Origin of the sequence: Frankia sp. CcI156 (genome assembly GCF_001983015.1) — a bacterium.
GTDB classification, from domain to species: Bacteria; Actinomycetota; Actinomycetes; order Frankiales; family Frankiaceae; genus Frankia; species Frankia casuarinae.
In genome coordinates, this window is record NZ_MOMD01000089.1 from 1 (window position 1) to 516 (window position 516).

General features: G+C 66.6%; 1 protein-coding gene. It reads right to left on the reverse strand.

All coding sequences use genetic code 11. The annotated features are described in order from the left end of the window. The coding region (locus CcI156_RS22620) for a transposase (protein ID WP_175637653.1) at nt 1–516 on the reverse strand (516 nt) is incomplete at both ends.

A 516-nucleotide genomic window follows, 5' to 3' on the forward strand; every position in this document is an offset into this window, starting at 1 on the left:
GTACTTCCACTTGAACGGTGTGGCGGTGACGTTGTAGCGGTCGACGAACGCTGTCAGGGTGTCGGCGAGCACGTCGAGGCTGGCGAAGTCGCAGGGTGACACGACCTTCCGTTGGACGAGCGAGAAGAAGATCTCCACTTGGTTCAGCCATGAGGCGTGTGTCGGGGTGTGGATCAGGATGCGGTTCGGGTGGGCGGCCCTGAGTCRGTTGATCGAGGCCTGGCCTCGGTGGTCGGAGCCGTTGTCGACGATCACGAACACGCGCTTCGCCGTCCGGTAGCGGTCCTGGGCCATGACCTGGCCCATCAGTTCCATGAACGGCGCGATGCCCGTCGTCGGCGGGGTCAGCACGGCGGCGATCCTCCCGGTCTGGACGTCGAGCGCGGGCAACAGCGCGAGCGCGCCGTGACGTTCGTACTCGTGCTCGACCCGGATGATCCTGCCCGGGGCGGGCGGGGTGGTCGGGTGGATCCGGGCTCTCGCCTGGATCGACGGCTTCGCGTCGATCGAGACGAT